This window comes from Actinotalea ferrariae CF5-4, from assembly GCF_000603945.1.
Taxonomy (GTDB): domain Bacteria; phylum Actinomycetota; class Actinomycetes; order Actinomycetales; family Cellulomonadaceae; genus Actinotalea; species Actinotalea ferrariae.
This window is the reverse complement of sequence record NZ_AXCW01000477.1, coordinates 1-1,307: the sequence shown is the minus strand read 5'-3', so window position 1 is coordinate 1,307 and position 1,307 is coordinate 1. Positions and strand designations below refer to the sequence as shown.

Here is a 1,307-nt window from a genome sequence, read left to right as displayed (position 1 = left end):
CTCCTGCCCCGCCGCCCCCCTCCCGCACGCCCGCACGCCCCACGCCCACGCGCCCGCACGCCCGGCGCAGATTTCGCACATTCCGCCCGCCGGGGGGCCGACAGTGCGGAATCTGCCCGGGGAGTGGCGTGGCGCGGACGTCAGGGCGCGTGCCGCTGCGCGAGGCGGCGGAGGCCCTCGTCGAGGCTCACCGCTGGCGCCCAGCGCAGGTCGGCGCGCGTGCGGCGCTGGTCGAACCAGTGCGCCGTCGAGAGCTGCTCGGCCAGGAACCGCGTCATCGGCGGCTCGTCGGCGTCGGGTCGCCGGCCCGGGCCCGCCGCCCAGAGGGTCTCGACCGCGCCACCCGCCGTCCTCGCGACCGTCGCCGGCACGCGCCACGACGGCGCCGGCGCACCGACCGCCGCGCAGATCCCCGCCAGCATCTCCGCGACCGTCCGCGGCTCGCCGTTGGTGACGACGTACGCCTGGCCGCGCACCGACCCGCCCGCAGCGGCGGCGTCCTCGTCGCCCAGCCGGTCCAGGGCCGCGACGATCGCCGACGCCGCGTTGTCCACGTACGTCGTGTCGATGAGCGCGAGCCCGTGGCCCAGGAGCGGCAGACGGCCCGACCGCGCCCGGTCGGCGACGCGCGCGACGAGCTGCGTGTCCCCCGGCCCCCACACGATGTGCGGGCGGACGGCCACGACGCGCAGGTCCGGCCCGTCCGCCGCGAGCGCGAGCAGCTCGGCCTCCGCCTTGGTCCGCGCGTAGTCGCCCCGGGCGTGGACGGGGTCCGCGGGCTCGGCGTCCGCCCCGACGATCGACGTGCCCGTGTGCGCGACGGACGGCGAGGACACCTGCACGAACCGGTCGGCCCCGTGCCGCCGGGCCGCGTCGAGCACGAGCCGCGTCCCCTCGACGTTGACCCGCCGGAAGTCCGCGGGGTCGCCGGTGAAGGAGACCTTCGCGGCGAGGTGCACCACCGCGTCCGTCCCGGTCACGGCCCGCTCGACGTCGGCGGGGTCGGTCAGCGTCCCGAGCGCGTCCTCGACGCCGACGACACCGCTCGGTCGCCGCTGGAACGTCCGCACCTCGTGCCCGGCGTCGCGCAGCAGCGCCGCGACCGTCCCGCCGAGCAGCCCGCTCGCCCCCGTGACGAGGACCCTCACGGCGCGCCCACCCGCCCCCCGGCGAGCACGCCCTCGGCCCACGCCGCGAGGCGCATCCGGTCGATCTTGGAGTTGTGCCGCACGTCGGTCGGCAGCTCCGGCACCGCCAGCACCGCGGCCACCGGGCGGCCGACGGCGGCGCGCACCGCGGCCGCGAGG

At 78.8% G+C, this 1,307-nt stretch carries 1 protein-coding gene; it reads right to left on the bottom strand.

Translation table 11 applies throughout. The annotated features are described in order from the left end of the window. Nucleotides 1-140 precede the first annotated feature (140 nt). The gene (locus N866_RS18895) at nt 141-1,148 is read right to left on the bottom strand and encodes an NAD-dependent epimerase/dehydratase family protein (RefSeq protein ID WP_034229742.1); all 1,008 of its coding nucleotides are present in this window, start codon (nt 1,146-1,148) and stop codon (nt 141-143) included. Nucleotides 1,149-1,307: the final 159 nt, after the last annotated feature.